Origin of the sequence: Draconibacterium orientale, assembly GCF_900111425.1 — a bacterium.
Lineage (GTDB): Bacteria > Bacteroidota > Bacteroidia > Bacteroidales > Prolixibacteraceae > Draconibacterium > Draconibacterium orientale.
The window spans coordinates 55,706-73,358 of sequence record NZ_FOHT01000011.1 but is presented as its reverse complement, the minus strand read 5'-3'; the positions used below and the strand labels follow the sequence as shown (position 1 = coordinate 73,358).

Genomic DNA, 17,653 nt, shown 5'->3' with positions numbered 1-17,653 from the left:
TTGACATTTCCTAAAAGTTATGATTTCGGCTAAATCTATTTGCAATCATTTTTTTCAATGTTTATTTAAAAACTAAAAGTGCTTGTTGTTGTTTCAAAGTAAGAAGTAAAAAAAGATGAAGTTTATAAAACAAAAGCAGTTGGGCCTGATTTTATTAGTAATTGGTGCTGTTGGAGGCTTCCTTTACTGGAAATATGTGGGATGTTTAAGCGGTACCTGTCCGATAAAATCGGTGTGGTACTGGAGTACCTTGTGGGGAGCTGCAGTTGGCTACCTTTTGGGCGATGCCATAAACGACTTTATTGTAAAGCGCAAAAAAAGAGCAGAACAAAATGATAGCTAAATTCAAAAATATTATCAATTGCAAACGTCCGGTTTTGGTCGACTTTTATGCCGATTGGTGTGGTCCGTGCAAGCAAATGCCACCCATCTTAAAGCAGGTGAAATCGGAGTTGAAAGAAAATATCAAGATCATTAAAGTGGATGTTGACCGCAACCCGAATATTGCATCGAAATACCAGATACGAAGCATTCCTACACTGATGCTGTTTAAAGATGGCGAGCTAAAGTGGAGTGGAATGGGCGTGCGACCTGCCCACGAAGTAAAAAGTATTGTTGAGCAATATTTGTAAATTTGCGTATGAACGATTCGCAAAATATTTTCTATACCTCCATCTCAAAGTATTATTCCGAAATTTTTCCGTTTAATCCCATGCAACTGAAGTTTGTAATAAACAAGCTCGGTGAGTTGCCGGGGAAACATATTCTGGATATTGGTTGTGCCACTGGCGAGCTGTCTTTTCAGCTGGCAGCGGGTGGGGCAGAAGTTACCGGAATAGACTTGAATGAAGATTTGTTGCAGCAAGCCATTGGCAACAAGAAACACGAAAAGCTAACTTTTCAGCAGGGAAATATGCTGGAACTGAAGCAGGATTTTGAAGTGCAACAGTTTGATGCGGTATTGTGTTTTGGAAATACGCTGGTACATCTCAATTCCGAGACACTTGTTTTGCAAATGCTGGAAGGGGCCAAAACCGTTTTGAAACCGGGAGGACAATTGCTGATTCAGTTACTGAACTACGATTATATTTATAACGAGCCCGTTGAAACACTGCCTGTAATCGACACAGAAAACATAAAATTTATACGCCGTTATAATTTCGCTGATAACTCTGATCTTATCGGTTTTCAAACCGATTTGGAAATAAAAGCCATCAACCGCATTGTATCGAACGAAACACCTTTGCTGGCCCTTAAAAGTGAAACTTTAAAAACACTGCTTGAAAGAGCCGGTTTCCGAAACATTCAGTTTTACGCCAACTTTAAACAAGATGCGTTTGGTGGAAAACATTTGCCTTTGGTGGTGAGTTGTAACGCGTAATTAGTGATGCTCTCACTTCAAGTGAGCGTATCACTGCCAGACAGAACAACTTTGTAAACAAAAATAATTTTAAACACATGACACGAAAAGTATATTACCTGTCTACCTGCGATACCTGCAAACGAATAATGAAAGAAGTAAACGTTGACGATAGTTTTAAGAAGCAGGATATAAAAACCGAACCAATTACCGAAGAACAGGTTGAAAGCCTTTACGCACATACAAAAAGCTACGAAGCACTGATAAATAAACGTGCCCGCAAATTAAAAGCTGCCCTTGAAGCCAACCCGGTAGAAAACGATGCCGATTACAAAAAACTGTTGCTAACGGATTACACTTTCCTGAAACGCCCGGTTTTTGAAATCGATGGAAACCTTTTTGTTGGTAATTCACCCAAAACAGTAGCGGCAATTAAAGCGGCTTTGTAATTAGCGATACCCTCACCCGGAGTGAAGAGCATCACTGATAAGGTTCTTCGCGCCAATCGTGAGAATATAAACCAGTGGGGGCAGGTTTACAAAGCACCACAAAAAACATTCATGATTCCCGGGAATCACCAACAGTGATGAAAGTGAGGCCTAACGACAGCATTTCATGAAAAAATCAGATTATGAGGCGCATACAGCAGTTGTGCGTTGAATAACTGATTATTTGCGCCTTTGATTTACTTTCTCATCAACCCCGGGTTTCACCCGAGGTTAATCATGTTTTATCCCTTCGGGATATTGAATTAGATTATGTAATTAAGACTACTTTATTGACCAGCTATGTCGGAATTGTAAATTTTTCATGACGCTGGAAGCGTCTAATATGAACCTGTCTGCCGACAGGCAGGTAACCCGGTGCGTAGCGCTGGGATGAAATGACCAAAGCGAATCGTCCGGCGAAGAAAGCAGACCGAAGCCAGATGGTTCTTCCGGACGAAACTCAAAAGGCAATACTCCTAACAAGATGGGGACTTTCAGAAAAAAAGGAAGCAAACTCCATATCGAAGTGCTTCCTTTTTGCTTTATTTAAATCGCGGTTAGGATTATACAAATTGTAATATAAAATGTCTCATGGAAAGTTTTACATCTTACAGTTGTTAATGCCGATAGACTGAAAAAGGAGTCCCGACTTAGGGATGACATTTTTGAAGCTAATCGGTATTATTTCTTTTTTGCCTTTTGCATGGGGTTTTCGCCACCTCCGGTGTAACGTCCACCGCCATATCTCGATTTATACAGTTCGAAACGAGTTGGCTCTTTGCGCTCCGGCCAGTAGTTGTTGTTCAAATCAGTGTCGGCGGTTTCGCGGTAAGGGTCGAGGATAATTTGCTCCACTTCTTTGTTAAACATAAACACTTTCGAAACTTCTTCGTTGTTTTTCCGCCAAATCTCGGCAGGAATATACTGAACCTCTTCTGTTCCGTCGGTAAATTCAAATTTCAGGATCACCGGCATTACCAGTCCGCCCACATTTTTAAAGTCGATCTGGTAGAAGTTCAGGTTGGCACCCAGCAACTCTTTCTCCTCCTTGCTCAGGCTTTTTACAAACCTGTCGTATTGCACTTTATCCTCTTTGGTTACTTTGTATTGGTCGTAAGTAGTGTAAAAATCGGCAGCTTCAGGATTTATAGACCGGTATGTTTCTTTGGCAAATGCTTTGTTACGTATGGCGGTAATTGAAACAGCGGCTTCTTCATCAGCAGCTTTTTGCAACGGTTTTTCTACCACCGGATCTTTTGTGTCGGCCTGGTACCATTTTACGTTTTCCATGGAAATATCGCAGTAGTCGGTGGTAAAGAACCATCCGCGCCAGAACCAGTCTAAATCAACTCCCGAGGCATCTTCCATAGTGCGGAAGAAATCAGCGGGGGTAGGGTGTTTAAACATCCAGCGTTGTGCATATTCTTTAAAAGCATAGTCGAACAGTTCGCGGCCCATAACGGTTTCGCGCAAAATATTAAGTGCTGTACTTGGCTTGGCGTAAGCGTTACTCCCGAGGTTCCAAACCGACTCGGAGTTGGTCATTACCGGCGAAATAAACTTTTTGTCGCCACGCATGTAAGGCACAATGTAGCTTGGTATTCCGTTCGACGATGGGTAATCCGGTTCCCATTCCTGTTCGGTTAAAAACTGTACGAATGTATTTAATCCTTCGTCCATCCAGGTCCACTGGCGTTCGTCGGAGTTTACAATCATTGGAAAGAAATTGTGTCCCACTTCGTGAATAACTACGCCAATCATTCCGTATTTGGCACGTTTGCTGTATGTTCCGTCGCTTTCGGGGCGTCCACCGTTAAAGCATATCATCGGGTACTCCATTCCAATGCGGTCGGTGTGTACCGAAATGGCTACCGGGTAAGGGTAATCGAATGTATATTTCGAGTAGGTTTTTATGGTATGAGCCACCACGCGTGTTGAGTATTGTTCCCACAGCGGGTTACCTTCTTTGGGGTAATACGACATGGCCATTACCGTACGATCTCCGAATTTTACGGCCATTGCATCCCAGATAAATTTACGCGAGCTGGCAAATGCAAAGTCGCGCACATTTTCGGCTTTAAATACCCAGGTTTTTTCTTCTTTTACTTTTCCTTTCTCCGCTTTCTCTGCATCTTCCTGCGATACGATAAAAACCGGATTTTTCGTATCGGCTTTTGCTTTCTCAAAACGATCGATCTGTTCCAGCGTTAATACATCAGAAGTATTCTGAAGAACGCCGGTTGCTGCAACTACATGGTCGGCCGGAACGGTAAGACTTACTTCAAAATCGCCAAAGGGCAGGGTGAATTCGCCGGTTCCAAGAAACTGTTTGTGTTGCCAGCCTTCCACTTCGTTATAAACCGCCATGCGCGGGTAAAATTGGGCAATGGTATAAATATAGTTGTCTTCGTTTTTAAAATACTCGTAACCCGAGCGGCCACCATCGGTAAGACGGTCGTTAATGTTGTACCACCATTTTACTTTAAAACTGAATGCTTCGCCCGGTTTTAGTGGTTCGGGTAAATCAACACGCATCATGGTTTTGTTTATGGTCGCCGGCAAATCGTTTCCTTCGGTATCCTGCACGTACTCCAGTTTAAAGCCACCGTCAAAATCGTACATCATACGTTTTAACTGGCCAAATGAAACACGTTGGTTCAATCCTGATGTCATTGTTTTGAAGGTGTCCGAATCTTTTGAACGCATATTCTGGTCGAGTTGCAACCATAAATAGCTCAGAATATCGGGCGATTGGTTGTGGTAGGTAATGGTTTCTTCGCCATAAATTCGCTGGTTTTCGTCGTCGAGCCTGATGTTCATTTTGTAATCGGCTTTTTGCTGCCAGTATTCGTGCCCCGGTGCTCCCGATGCGGTACGGTAAACATTTGGTGTTGCCAACTCTTGTTTTAACTGTCTGAATTTATTTTGGTTAACGTTTTCCTGCGCCAACGAAATTGCACAGGCACATACGAAAAAGGTAATAAAAAGTGCTAATCTATTCATTATGTAATCAATGTCTATGATCTATGTCAAAATGGTAGGTGAACAAAATTAGCAATACTTTTAACTTATTGTAAGTTCTACTGTTAAAAATGCAAATTGATTACAAAAGCTTGTAATGGCTTCGGATTTGTTAGGGAGCGCAAGGTTAAAAAACGGCTGGTGCCTTATTAATCATTAATATAACTGAAATACCAAATGCCATTCCCGATACAAAAATGCGCCAGAAATCGTTTCGCGACCTGAATGCCTGAACAGTAATAAACAACAAGGCAAAATAGATAGCAAGAATTAGTAGCTGGCCGAGTTCGAGCCCAATATTAAAGGCCAGTAGCGGAGTAAGAATATTCGATTCGCGCCCGAGCAGTTCTTTCAGGTAATTTGAAAATCCCAGTCCGTGTATAAGCCCAAAAAATAAAGTAAGTACATAAACCACGCGGTTGTTTTTTGCTTTGAACGGAATAATATTGGCTATGGCCGTAACACAAATGGTGGCCGCTATCAGAAATTCGATTAAACCGGAAGAGACATTAACCACTTTTAAAGTGGATAGGGCAAGAGTTATTGAATGGCCAATGGTGAAGGCCGTAATCAGTATAAGTATTTTTTTAAACTGGTTTAAATTGTAGCCGGCACATAAAGCCAAAACAAAAACAATGTGGTCGTAACCATGAATGTCAATAATGTGTTTGAACCCCAATTGGAGGTACATCTCAAATAAACTCATAAAATTTTTACTTTTGCCCAATAATTTTGAAGGGCATGAAAATAAGTAAAAAATTAATTCTACCGGTTTTGTTTCTTTTTTTAGGGGTGTTTTTCTCCAATGCTCATCCATACTATGTAAGTATTTGCCAGGTTAATTTCAATCAACAAAGCCATTCGCTCGAAATTTCGGTGAAGATTTTTGTTGATGATCTGACAGCGGGATTGGCGGCAGAAGGGCACAATAAATTATACATTGGCGAAGTACAGGAAGATGCACATGCCGATGAATATATTTATGCTTATTTTAAAAAGAGTATCCGGTTTAAGGTAAACGACAACGATTTTGAGCCTGAATTTATTGGGAAAGAAATGGAAAAAGATGTGGTGTGGTCGTACCTGGAAATTGGAAACGTAACCGGCCTTTCCACAATAGAAGTAAATTGTAACTTGCTAACCGATGTTTTTAGCGATCAAAAAAACATTATACAGGTGAATAAAAACGGAACGATAAAAAACCTGCTGTTGAGTAAACGCGACACAAACGGCCGGTTAAAATTTGATTAAACCGGAACCTGCATGTAATTTATATGTTAGCCAGAGTAGTGATAATAATAAAATTACCTTTACATCTCAAATAAGCGATTAGCATGAATCCATTAGCCATTGTTGGAGCATTTGTAATTACCCTCTCGTTTCTTTCCTACGGTATTGGAAGCATTTCGTTGGTGCGATTTAATATTGTTGGACGAATTGTAGTTGCCTTTTTGTCGATGGGAGTGATATTGGATATTATTGCTATTACTTTAATGATATTGGGCTCGAAGGGATCTCCGTTTACCTTGCACGGTTTTCTTGGAGCCACAGCGTTTATCGTCATGCTGGTGGATGCAATATGGAGTTGGAAAATGTATATTGCCAATGGTCGCGACTGCAAGGCGCGCAAAAATCATATAATTTATACGAAAGCCGCTTACGGGTTTTGGGTAGTGGCTTATTTAACAGGAAGTTTAATTGTAATTTGGAGGTGACATGTCGAATAATGACTGGAAAGAACGATTAGGGGTGGTATTTTCAACCAATTCTGATTTTAACTACGATAAAGACGAACAGGAAGAACAGGATACTTTGCCTGCTAACCAACAGGATTTGCGTGTAATGCTCGATCGTAAAAAGCGAAAAGGCAAAGCGGTAACGCTGGTAACCGGCTTTGTCGGATCGGATGATGACCTGAAAGAACTGGGTAAAAAACTGAAATCGAAATGTGGGGTAGGCGGCACCGTTAAAGATGGCGAGATCCTTATTCAGGGCGACTTTTGCCAACGTATTATCGAGCTGCTAAAAGCTGACGGTTATAAAGTAAAACGATCAGGCGGTTGATCGGGCCCGGTAATTCCTCGCCCGAAGAACTAACCGAAGTTCATTTCTGAACTTCGGGAATTCCCGGTGGCCTGTTTTAATTTTATTTCTGCTCGCCGGGTGGCCCCGAAAGCTTGTTTTCAATTTGTTTCTATTTGTCGGGAAGCCCCGAAAGTCTGTTTTTAAACTGTTTCTGTGTTTCGGGAAAGTCCGGAAGTTTGTTTTTAAATTCAGGCAAGCTTTCCGAACATTCGGAAAGCCTGTTTTCAACTTTTGAGAAACTTTCCGGAGCTGCGGAAGTATTAAAATAAACTTCAGGCTAACTTTCCGCGATTGCGGAAACCTTATTTTAATTCTCTGGGAGAGTTTCCGCACGTGCGGACGGTATGTTTTTAGTTTGTCAGAGGCATTCCGGGCGAGGGGACGGCATAAAAAAAGGCCTCCTTAACGGAGACCTTTTTACTATTGCGATGCAATTTTTTAGAATCTTTTTTCTTTGATACGGGCTTTTTTACCTGTTAAGCTGCGTAAGTAGAAGATACGCTTACGGCGCACGCTACCACGTTTGTTCAACTCGATACTCTCGATGAAAGGAGAGCTGATTGGGAAAATACGCTCAACACCAATGTTTCCTGACATTTTACGGATAGTAAAAGTTTTGGTGCTGCCGCTTCCGCGTAGCTGGATAACAACGCCACGGAATTTCTGAATCCTTTCTTTGTTACCCTCTTTAATTTTATAGCTAACAGTGATGGTGTCACCTGCGCTGAATTTCGGGTGGTTTACTTCCACCTCAAATTCTTTCTCTACTAATTTAACTAAGTCCATTTTCTTAATTTTTAATAAGTTGGCAATATATCCCGTTGTTTACCGGTAAAGAGATTGCATTAAATCGGCTGCAAAAATAGTGTTTTTTTCAATTCCTCAAACACTTTTGCACTTTATTTTGCAATTATTTGATTGGTTTTCAGTCTGAAAACGTGCATCTCGTTTAGTGGCTGCTTCCTTTTACTTTAAAATGATCGCCGGTAGCTTTAATAATTGCTTCGTACCACCATTCAGGGTAGCCTGCAAAAATTGGCGATGCCGGCATTCCTGTTTCTGTGCGGGTAAATTCGCCATTGCTTTCGCGTTTTATGTTTCCATCGGTGTATTTTACCACTAAATAATGGAAAAGTTCTTTCCATCTTTTGGTCATATTTTCGGCTTCATTCCGCGAAAATTCGGTAACAAATTTTCGTGCCTCTTCTTCATTAACGGTGTTATACAGGTTTTCGGCCGCTTTATCAATCGATGGTACGTAGGTTACAAACTTATCTTCCAGCTGACGCTGAACGATTTTTACATCTTTAATCATGTCGCTGTAACGTAAATAAGCGTAGTTGGCTACCTGGCTAAATGTCCAGAATGCCGATGTTTCGCTGTAAGTAAGCAAATCGCCGTTACCCACTGCAAAACACTCCGGAATTTCGGTAATGCCACAATACATTGGTGCGTAGCAGGTTGAGTAGGTATCGTCAACACCAAACCACAGGATTCCTCCAATTGGATTGGGCAACCAGCTACGGCATTGTGCTACAAACGAAAACCCGGTTTGCTGTGTTGAAATTGCGCGTTCGTTGCAGTATTCAACCGAATCAACTTCCCAGGTTAATCCGCGCCAACGGTAGGGTAGTCCGTATGGTCCGGCTCCCAAATCCTGAGTCATGTCCAGCTCGGTTCCTTCGTAATGATCGCGCATCATGCCCATCACATCCTGAACGCTCAGTTGTTTATCGGGTTTTACCCACAAGGGCACACGATTTGTTGCATAATTATTTTCTTCGTTCTTCTCCACAATTCCCTTTGCATACTCCGTATATTCTTCCATCCCGCGGGCTACTTTGTTAAAACCGGCCCAAACGCGCGCATCGCAAAAACGTGCTGCACCAAAATCAACCGGAGCATAAACGTCCGAAAAGCTAAAGTCTTTGTTGGTGCCCGTGAACCATCCTTTTTCGCGGGCAAACGAAATTACATCTTTCGAGTACAGGCAGTTTTTCGAGTCGTTTAAGGGGAAAGTTGTAATGCGAGCCTGGTTGGCATGTCCGCTTATGTAACCATCAGGGATACGTTGGGCTACCCAAACGGCACCCTTTTCGCCTTGTCCTTTGCCGATCATTTCCAAAATCCAAACTTCTTCAGGATCGGCAATTGAAAACGATTCGCCCGAACTGTGGTAGCCAAATTCTTCAACTAAACCGGTCATTACTTCAATGGCTTCGCGTGCTGTTTTGGCTCGTTGTAAGGTTACATATATCAAACTGCCGTAATCCATAATTGCACCCGCCTGGCTCGATAACTCGCTGCGGCCACCAAAAGTGGTTTCGGCAATGGCCAACTGAAACTCGTTCATATTGCCAATTACACTGTAGGTGTGTGCCGGTTGCGGAATTTCACCCAAATAAATGCCGGTGTCCCATTCGTAAATTTTGCGCATGGCACCTTCGGGGTGATCGGCTGCCGGTTGATGATATAACTCGCCGTAAAGCACATGCGAGTCGGCTGCGTAAGTGATCATTGTTGACCCATCGACCGAAGCGCCTTTTGAAATTAAAAAATTGGTACAAGCATTTGTTCTCTGCTGGTTTAAAAGAATGAATGCCAGAACCAGCATTCCTACAATCTTAATCTTCCTCATTTGTAAGTTTGTTTTTATTTCAATCATTGAGGCAAAGATAATTAAAAGACAAAACTGCCTAATGATTTTTATTTTGTATTACAGGCAGCTTTTTATGCGGTTAAAAATATCCTCAATATCGTTGTCTAAACCAACAGAAAAACGTACAAGTCCATCAGACAATCCCATTTCTTTTTGCACTTCTGCCGGAACCTCGGATGAAGTGCTATGCCCCGAGCAGCTAAAAAGTGTACGGAAATAGCCCAATGAAACTGCAAGGTAGCCCACATTAGCTTGTTGCATTTTAAACATCACTTCGTTGGCGTGTTTTTCCGTTTTCAGATCGATGGAAAGTATGCCTCCATAACCATATTCGTTGTTCATTAGTTGTGTGTGAAGCACGTATTGTGGGTGACCGGGCAATCCGGTGTATTTTACTGAGACACCTATTTCGTGGAGTTTTGTTGCCAGGTACATCGCATTTTTGCTGTGTTGTTTCATGCGCAAATGCAGCGTGTGCAGGTTCTTCAGAATGCTTGACGAGCGTAAAGGATCGAGAACAGGCCCCAGCAACATGGCCGTGCCGTCGTTTACATTCGATAGCTGACTGATAAATTCGTTCGAGCCGCAAATAGCACCGGCTACACAATCGTTTTTGCCGTTTATAAATTTCGTCATGCTATATACCACAAAATCGGCACCCAACTCAGCGGGAGAAAATATCATGGGCGTGAAAGTGTTGTCGACCATAACTTTAGCCTGGTGGTCGTGCGCAATTTTTGCCAGCTCGGGAATATCAGAAACCTGAAGCAGCGGATTGGTAACCATTTCGGTGTAAATGATTTTGGTATTCGGGCGCAAAGCATTTTTCACCTGTTCCAAATCGGTGATGTCGACAAACGAAACTTCAATATTGTATTTTGGCAGCCAGTTCTTAAGAAATGCATAAGTGCCGCCATAAGTGGTTACGCTGGTTATAATGTGGTCGCCCGAATGGCAAAGTTGCAAAATGGCGCAGGTAATGGCCGCCATTCCTGATGATGTTATCCACGCCGACTCGGTACCTTCCATAGCGGCCAGTGCATCGGCCAGGTATTTATTACTTGGGTTCCAGTGGCGCGAGTACAAAAAACAGCCCTCCATGTGGCCGAGAAATGTTTCTTCCATGGTTTCGCCTTCCAGAAAAGTATAGGTTGAGGAATCGGTTATGGATGGATTTACACCGCCAAATTCGCCAAATTGCTGAATGTCGAAAATTCTTTTTGCAGGATCTGAGTTCATTTTCAAAGATTTAAGTTATACCAATTGTTTTTCAGCGTGAGCCTTAAGCGAAACTCTGAAATTACAATGGTTAATACCGATTGAAAGCATTAAGGCTCAATTTGATTTCACATCGGTATTTGAGGGTAAGGTAGATGGAATGAAAATACGAGAGAATGATTTTTGTCTGCAAACGAACTTCCCTGTTGTAGAATATCTTTTGTTTGAGGTGAACCCGGTTCTGGTGTTAAGTCAAGCCTCAACTTTCGGGTTCGTCATTCCGAACTTGTTTCGGAATCCCGATTGATTAAGAGATGCTGAATCCGTCAGTTGACGGACAGCATGACGTAGCGAAGGAACATAGTTGACTTGACACTATGGCAAAAAGATCACACCGCCGCAACTGTCCTTTCGTGCCCCGGTTACGGACGCCAGACAGTTTACCTGCTCTCTCAGCCGAAGTACGCCCATAAATGCAAAAACGATGGCTTCTTTGTAATCTATCAGATCCGGTTCCGGAAGTATGATTTCAGTTGTTGTTAATGCCTGCATGCGTTCAATTAAAAAAGAGTTGAAAGCACCGCCACCGGTTACCAGCATTTTCCCTTCGCCCGACAAATCTTTTGTTATTTGCACAGCAATGTGCTCGTAAATGGTGCGCATCTTATCGTGTGTATTCAATTCCGTTTCATTCAGAATGGGGAGAATATCAGATTCAATCCATTCTCGTCCCAGCGACTTTGGAGGCTTCTGGTGATAGTGGGTGAGTGCATTCAGTTTCTTCAGCAGCGATTCACTAACTTTTCCTTTCCGTCCCAGGTCGCCGTTTTTATCGTAGGGCAGGCCAAATTCTTCGGCCAACGGATTTAAAACAATGTTTACCGGACAGTTGTCAAAAGCTACGCGAATACCTTTCTCATTGTACGAAATATTGGCAAAACCACCCAGGTTGAGGCAGTAATCGTATTCCGAAAAAAGCAGGCTGTCGCCGATGGGTACAAGGGGCGCTCCCTGGCCTCCTAATGCTACATCGCCGATTCTGAAATCGCAAATTGTAAGGCAATTACTTTTTGATGCAAGGTGTGCACCACTGCCAATTTGCAGGGTGAATCCATTTTCAGGTTGGTGAAAAACCGTGTGGCCGTGTGATGCGATTAAATCGGCTGCGAATTTTGTATTATCGATAAACTGTTGGGCTTGTTCGCCCAGGAATATTCCGTATTTAGCGTTAAGTTTTGCAAGTTCTGTTCCGGGCAGCAAATGAGCTGTTTCAAGGAGCTTTTTCCATTCTGTAGTGTACGAAATGGTTTCGGCTTCCTGTAATTTGAATGACCAATTATTGTCGTGTTCAAAAAACTCAACAGCGGCAATGTCTAATCCGTCGAGCGAAGTACCCGACATCATTCCAATGGCCTTAATCGCATTTTTATTTTGCCAAGAACTTGTCATATCTTTCATTTTTTATCACTTCCAAAAGTGCGATTCATAAACCGCATTGTTATTTCGATAGTCGGTAATTGTTAACTTAAAGGTGTGGTTTTTACCCAGCTCAAATCGCTCTTGGTCGAAATAGTGTGTTATTGTTGCTGTTTTCGCATCGTATTCAAAAAGTGCCCATTTCCCGTCGAGCAAGCCTTCAATGCTTTTTATTCCGGTAAGATCATCCTTAATTTTAAAACGAATCCGACTCGACTCGGTTAGTTTGTTATCCGCAATACTGAGTGGTGTTATTTCCGGCGGAATCGTGTCAACCGTAACGGCATAAACGCCCAGATTACGGGTTTCAGTTGTTACCCAGCCATTTTCGTAGCGCCCGCCGGCAGCGCTGAATTCGCCGGTTTCCGGGTTAACGTATGCCATAATAACTTTTGATTCGAGATAATTTGGAAGACTGTCGGTGCGAATGGCAACCGTTGCATTTTTATGTAAGGGAACGGTATTGTTGTGGAGGAAATGATAATGGGAGTAAAACTGATCAGAAGCCTTTTCAGTGCGGTAATCAAATCGAAAATCGGAATATAAAGCTCCCGCAGTAATTTCCAGCCGGACCGAATCGTTTTGAAAACCATTAAAATGGTTATAGGAAAAAAGTTCTCCTTCTTGTGATTCAGGTTTTACAACTGTGTTTTTACCCATAATGGTAAAATCGATCAACGAGGTATTTCCATAAGAGTCTTGTAGTTCTATTTCAATTTTTCCGTTTTGCCCGTTGTTCGCCGTAATGCGTCCTTCAGAGCCGTTGTGCGTGTAAATGGGAAGTTTATTCCCCGGATCAATCCATGTTTTTATGTAACGGCGTTTTGTTGTAATATATTCGCTGTAAACTATATGACTGTTCAGATAACGCGTATCGGCAAACGAAAACCGGTTAAGTGTAAACGAGAACTGATCTTCGTTATTCAACGACATACGAAGCAGGTTGATGCCGCATTTGTTGTAGGTGTCGTTAAAATAGTCGTTGGTTTGTATGGCAACACCAATTTCTCCCCAAACCGGAATGATTGGATTGTTTTTTAAGTGGTATTTGCCCTCGTAAAAAACCACGGGATAACTTTGGGGTTTGCGCGAATAAGCCACATGCGAACTGTCGGTGAGCGGAACCAGCAACACCGAAAATAGTTTTGGTGCAATATCATCCTTTACCGGAAAACCAAAATTTAAAGGATTTAGCGGCTCTTCCGTTCTTGTATCCCGAATTTCGAAATGCAGATGCGGTCCGCCCGAACTGCCACTGTTTCCGCTTTTGGCAATTTCCTGGTCTTGTTTAACAGGGAATAGATACGAAGGAATTTGGAGATCGACCCGGAACGAATGTTTTTTGTATTGCTGTTCTTTCACGTAGTTCGCTATCTCAGAACTAAAAGCTTTTAAATGCCCGTAAACCGAAGTGGTTCCGTTGGGATGGTCGATGTACAAAGCGTTACCGTAACCTGTTGGGGAAACCACAATGCGCGAAACATGTCCATCGGCAACCGCATAAACCGGCAAGCCTGTTGTGCCCTGGGTTTTAATGTCGATTCCCGAATGAAAATGATTGCTTCGCAGCTCGGCAAAACTTCCGCTGAGTAGCAATGGGATTTTAACAGGATCAGTGTAAAGGCGTTGTTGCGCCATTCCAAACAAAGCGAAAAAGAGAGCAAGAGTTGTAAAAAATGTTTTCATCGTTGTTTAATCCATATTATTATCTCCACAAAGCAAACAGTACAATGCGACAACGTTTCGTTTCCATTTTCGGTATTCAAAAATGGACTTCACTAAGTCGGGATTAACCCGGAAAACCTACTTATTACTCGAATCAACTGATTTATCCGGGCTAATTGGAGGCACCAAATTTAATTAATTTATATTGGCTGCAAGTCTCGTTTTCAACTTTGTGCTATAATCTTCATTCAACTTCAGCAAACAACTAACATCGGTTTGTTAGCATAAAATGAAAGCAATCGATTTGATTTCCTTTTACAATCAGGAAAAAAAGTTAACTTTGTTCGCGAAATGCAGCTAAAATGACCGAAGAGGATCACTTGCTACTTAATGATTTAAAGCGCAATACACAGCAACTGTTCGAGAAATACAATGAACTGGAACAGAAAAATAAGATGCTGAGTAAACAGGTAGAGAACCTGAAGCAGGAAATTGAATTAATGGAGCATGAAAAGATCGAATTGGGTCGGAGTTACGAGCAACTAAAAGTAGCCAACCGGATTTTATCTGAACGGGATGAAAACGGTGAAGCGAAACAGAAAATTGATTTTTTGATACGGGAGATTGATAAATGTATCGCATTACTAAACAGGTAATGTTTTGAAAGATAAAGACTTTAGAATACATATTAAGATTGATGGACGGGTTTACCCGCTAAACATCAATCGCGACGAAGAAGAGAGATACCGAAAAGCTGCAAAGATTGTTGAAGAAACGATTTCGTCATTTCGAAAAATGTTTCATGATAACGACAATCAGGATATTTTGGCAATGACCGCATTTCAGGTAGCACTACGTTACACCGAAGAGCAACAGAGCCGCGATTACTCTCAATTCGTTGATGATATAAAGGATATAAAGGATGATATTTCTGATTTTCTTAAGGAAAAGGAGAAGAAATAGAGTCTGAATACATAAATAATCAAAGCCCGTATTAGGCCGGTTCGAACGTGAATCCGGTTTATTACGGGTTTTTTAGTAACTAATTATTTGAAATATGGAAATAATAATAGGAGTAGCCGCGGGGTTTATTGTGGGAGGCGCTTTAGCTTATCTGATTTGGGATAAGGCCCTGAAGGCGAAAAAAAATCGGATTATCGGCGAAGGAAAAGCCGAAGCCGAAGTGATTAAAAAAGATAAAATATTGCAGGCCAAAGAAAAATTCCTGCAGTTAAAATCGGAACACGAAAAGTACATTAATGAAAAGAATTCGCAGTTAGCGAAGGAAGAGAACAAGTACAAACAGCGTGAGACAACTTTAAATCAACGTCGCGATGAGTTAAATCGCAAAACAAAAGAATTTGAAACTACACGCCGCGAAGTGGAAGCCATTCGCGAGAATTTGAATACACAATTGCAGCGTGTTGAGCACAAAAGCGAAGAGCTGGATAAAGTACACCGGCAGCACCTCGAAAAACTGGAGCAGATTTCAGGACTTTCGGCTGATGATGCAAAAGAACAGTTGGTAGAATCGTTACAGGAAGAAGCCAAAACTGAAGCCGTTGCATACATTAACGAAATAATGGAAGAGGCAAAACAGACTGCCAACAAGGAAGCCAAAAAGATCGTTGTGAAATCGATTCAACGTGTGGCTACCGAAACGGCTATTGAAAATGCTGTTACAATTTTCCACATCGAAAGCGACGAGATTAAAGGACGAATTATTGGTCGTGAAGGCCGTAATATTCGTGCGCTTGAAGCTGCTACCGGTGTTGAAATTGTTGTTGACGATACTCCGGAAGCCATTGTGCTTTCAGCTTTCGACCCGGTACGTCGCGAAATTGCCCGCCTGGCTTTGCACCAGTTGGTAACCGACGGACGTATTCACCCTGCTCGTATTGAGGAAGTGGTGCAGAAAGTAAAAAAACAAATTGACGAAGAAGTTATCGAAACCGGTAAACGTACTGCCATCGACCTTGGAATTCATGGGCTGCACCCTGAGTTGATTCGTTTGGTCGGTAAAATGAAATACCGTTCGTCGTACGGACAAAACCTGCTGCAGCACTCGCGCGAGGTAGCTAACCTTTGTGCTACAATGGCATCGGAACTGGGATTAAATCCGAAAAAGGCCAAACGCGCCGGATTGTTACACGATATTGGTAAAGTGCCTGATGATGAGCCGGAATTGCCACACGCAGTACTCGGTATGAAACTGGCCGAGAAATACAAAGAGAAACCGGATATTTGCAATGCCATTGGTGCCCACCACGACGAAGTGGAAATGCAGTCGTTATTTGCACCAATCGTTCAGGTTTGTGATGCTATTTCAGGTGCTCGTCCGGGTGCCCGTCGCGAGGTAGTTGAATCGTACATTAAACGTTTGAAAGATCTTGAAGATCTGGCGCTTTCTTATCCTGGTGTACTGAAAACCTATGCTATTCAGGCCGGTAGAGAATTACGTGTAATAGTTGGTTCAGAGAAATTAACCGATCAGGATACTGAACAACTTTCGTACGATATTTCGAAACGTATTCAGGATGAAATGACGTATCCCGGACAGATTAAAATTACTGTAATCAGGGAAACCCGAGCAGTAAGCTACGCGAAGTAAGAAGTACAAACAGACATAAAAAAAACTTCGGCCAAACGGCCGAAGTTTTTTTATGCCTAAAGTTTTGCCACTGGTGTCAAATCAATTACCAAGTATCGGGCACGTCATTCCGAACTTGTTTCGGAATTTAATGTTCATTGAAAGATGCTGAAATAAATTCAGCATGACGAACACAAGAGGCATACTTGGCATCACACTAAAACAAGCTAAGCAATTGTTTTATCTTTCCTTCCTTTTCGGTAAAACCAACCGAATTGTAGGCTTCAAGCATCGATTCTACCAAACGTTGTATAAACAAAACATCGGGTTTGGGCTCGGCGTATTCTCGTATTGGCCGGTATTCGTTCCTTTTCAGGTGGTAATCAATTTCTTTTCGGCTGGTAATCGAACCCTTGTTCGAAGGGTTGATGTAAAAAAGCACCTCGGTATCGCGTGTCGCCCCATGTACTTTTTGTGCCAGTTCGGCATCAACAATGGCTACCAGCGGGTTTTTCGGGAAATCAACCAAATAAGCCGGAAGCTCAATGGCACGTGCAATGATGGTATAAAAAATACTCATCGAAACCGGATTACCACGTTTGGTTTCCAGTATCTGGTTTAAAAAGCAGTTTTGTGGCGAATTGGGGTTGCTTAAATTCACCGAGTAACCATTTAAGTTAAAAATGAAATGGTTTAATATGGTTGTTTTTTCCAGCAGTGTTAGCGAGTTATTCAGTTCCAGCCAGATCGATTTTCGCAGGTTCTCAATTTTTAAACTCAGGTTTAACGGATTCAAATCCGGGTATTGAAATTTATCCCCTGCACAAAAACCTTCAAAAATATCCTGTTTTCCCGGCGTTTGATTGATCCAGTTTTTTAGCCCGCTAAAAGTTCTTTTAAACTGAAGACTTTGAATGATATTTTCAATTCGGTTCTGACTGTTTTCATCAAAACTTTGTTCCCACTTTTTCTCCAAAGCCGGAATAATCTCTTCATCTTCTTTTAGCAATTCATGTTGAACCATCTGGAACACAGCTGTGTCCGGATCATCTAGGAGGGTGATCAGAGCATCAAGTTTTTCCTGGTTCATG

18 protein-coding genes are annotated in these 17,653 nt (G+C 42.1%); 10 read left to right on the top strand and 8 right to left on the bottom strand.

Going from position 1 to position 17,653, the window contains the following annotated elements:
* Positions 1-115: 115 nt before the first annotated feature.
* From BMW53_RS08010 to BMW53_RS07995, 4 genes are all read left to right on the top strand, one after another.
* Positions 116-343, top strand: coding sequence for a DUF6132 family protein (locus BMW53_RS08010; RefSeq protein ID WP_038562598.1), 228 nt, complete (start codon positions 116-118; stop codon positions 341-343).
* Entirely contained in the window at positions 333-632 is a 300-nt protein-coding gene (gene trxA, locus BMW53_RS08005) for a thioredoxin (protein ID WP_038562596.1), read from the top strand. Before BMW53_RS08010 ends, trxA begins: the two co-directional genes overlap by 11 nt.
* Positions 633-640: 8 nt before the next feature.
* Positions 641-1,381 carry a class I SAM-dependent methyltransferase gene (locus BMW53_RS08000; protein WP_038562592.1) on the top strand — a complete coding sequence of 247 codons (741 nt, stop codon included), beginning with the start codon at positions 641-643 and terminating at the stop codon, positions 1,379-1,381.
* A gap of 77 nt (positions 1,382-1,458) precedes the next feature.
* Positions 1,459-1,809: an arsenate reductase family protein gene (locus BMW53_RS07995; protein ID WP_038562589.1), complete on the top strand. Its 351-nt coding sequence runs from the start codon at positions 1,459-1,461 to the stop codon at positions 1,807-1,809.
* Between the two features lie 720 nt (positions 1,810-2,529).
* Here BMW53_RS07995 and BMW53_RS07990 read toward each other — a convergent pair.
* Positions 2,530-4,851, bottom strand: a complete 2,322-nt coding sequence (locus BMW53_RS07990) for a M1 family metallopeptidase (protein ID WP_038562586.1) — start codon at positions 4,849-4,851, stop codon at positions 2,530-2,532.
* Between the two features lie 145 nt (positions 4,852-4,996).
* Positions 4,997-5,575: a HupE/UreJ family protein gene (locus BMW53_RS07985; RefSeq protein ID WP_038565553.1), complete on the bottom strand. Its 579-nt coding sequence runs from the start codon at positions 5,573-5,575 to the stop codon at positions 4,997-4,999.
* 35 nt (positions 5,576-5,610) lie between these two features.
* Here BMW53_RS07985 and BMW53_RS07980 point away from each other — a divergent pair, with 35 nt between their 5' ends.
* The 3 genes from BMW53_RS07980 to BMW53_RS07970 all read left to right on the top strand — a co-directional run bounded on the left by BMW53_RS07980 (position 5,611) and on the right by BMW53_RS07970 (position 6,933).
* The gene (locus BMW53_RS07980; protein ID WP_038562582.1) at positions 5,611-6,120 is read left to right on the top strand and encodes a DUF6702 family protein; all 510 of its coding nucleotides are present in this window, start codon (positions 5,611-5,613) and stop codon (positions 6,118-6,120) included.
* A gap of 83 nt (positions 6,121-6,203) precedes the next feature.
* A complete protein-coding gene (locus BMW53_RS07975; RefSeq protein ID WP_038562579.1) occupies positions 6,204-6,584 on the top strand; it encodes a hypothetical protein in 381 nt (126 codons plus the stop codon).
* A gap of 1 nt (position 6,585) precedes the next feature.
* Positions 6,586-6,933 (top strand): translation initiation factor, encoded by a 348-nt coding sequence (locus tag BMW53_RS07970; protein ID WP_038562576.1) that lies wholly within the window; start codon positions 6,586-6,588, stop codon positions 6,931-6,933.
* A gap of 459 nt (positions 6,934-7,392) precedes the next feature.
* Here the strand turns inward: BMW53_RS07970 and rplS are convergent, their stop codons facing one another.
* From rplS to BMW53_RS07945, 5 genes are all read right to left on the bottom strand, one after another.
* Positions 7,393-7,740, bottom strand: coding sequence for a 50S ribosomal protein L19 (gene rplS / locus BMW53_RS07965; protein WP_038562573.1), 348 nt, complete (start codon positions 7,738-7,740; stop codon positions 7,393-7,395).
* Between the two features lie 163 nt (positions 7,741-7,903).
* The gene (locus BMW53_RS07960; RefSeq protein ID WP_038565551.1) at positions 7,904-9,592 is read right to left on the bottom strand and encodes a dipeptidase; all 1,689 of its coding nucleotides are present in this window, start codon (positions 9,590-9,592) and stop codon (positions 7,904-7,906) included.
* A 78-nt stretch (positions 9,593-9,670) separates the two neighbouring features.
* The gene (locus BMW53_RS07955) at positions 9,671-10,852 is read right to left on the bottom strand and encodes an aminotransferase class V-fold PLP-dependent enzyme (protein ID WP_038562571.1); all 1,182 of its coding nucleotides are present in this window, start codon (positions 10,850-10,852) and stop codon (positions 9,671-9,673) included.
* A 354-nt stretch (positions 10,853-11,206) separates the two neighbouring features.
* Positions 11,207-12,280: an anhydro-N-acetylmuramic acid kinase gene (locus BMW53_RS07950; RefSeq protein ID WP_051568195.1), complete on the bottom strand. Its 1,074-nt coding sequence runs from the start codon at positions 12,278-12,280 to the stop codon at positions 11,207-11,209.
* A 15-nt stretch (positions 12,281-12,295) separates the two neighbouring features.
* Complete coding sequence (locus BMW53_RS07945; RefSeq protein WP_051568066.1) at positions 12,296-13,993, bottom strand: M23 family metallopeptidase; 1,698 nt, start codon at positions 13,991-13,993, stop codon at positions 12,296-12,298.
* A 341-nt stretch (positions 13,994-14,334) separates the two neighbouring features.
* Here BMW53_RS07945 and BMW53_RS07940 point away from each other — a divergent pair, with 341 nt between their 5' ends.
* From BMW53_RS07940 to rny, 3 genes are all read left to right on the top strand, one after another.
* Positions 14,335-14,628: a coiled-coil domain-containing protein gene (locus BMW53_RS07940; RefSeq protein WP_038562568.1), complete on the top strand. Its 294-nt coding sequence runs from the start codon at positions 14,335-14,337 to the stop codon at positions 14,626-14,628.
* 4 nt (positions 14,629-14,632) lie between these two features.
* Positions 14,633-14,935: a cell division protein ZapA gene (locus BMW53_RS07935; protein ID WP_038562565.1), complete on the top strand. Its 303-nt coding sequence runs from the start codon at positions 14,633-14,635 to the stop codon at positions 14,933-14,935.
* Between the two features lie 94 nt (positions 14,936-15,029).
* Positions 15,030-16,583, top strand: coding sequence for a ribonuclease Y (rny, locus tag BMW53_RS07930; protein WP_038562562.1), 1,554 nt, complete (start codon positions 15,030-15,032; stop codon positions 16,581-16,583).
* 196 nt (positions 16,584-16,779) lie between these two features.
* On the opposite strand, the gene BMW53_RS07925 is transcribed toward rny, so the two are convergent.
* Positions 16,780-17,652: a transglutaminase-like domain-containing protein gene (locus BMW53_RS07925; RefSeq protein ID WP_038562559.1), complete on the bottom strand. Its 873-nt coding sequence runs from the start codon at positions 17,650-17,652 to the stop codon at positions 16,780-16,782.
* Position 17,653: the final 1 nt, after the last annotated feature.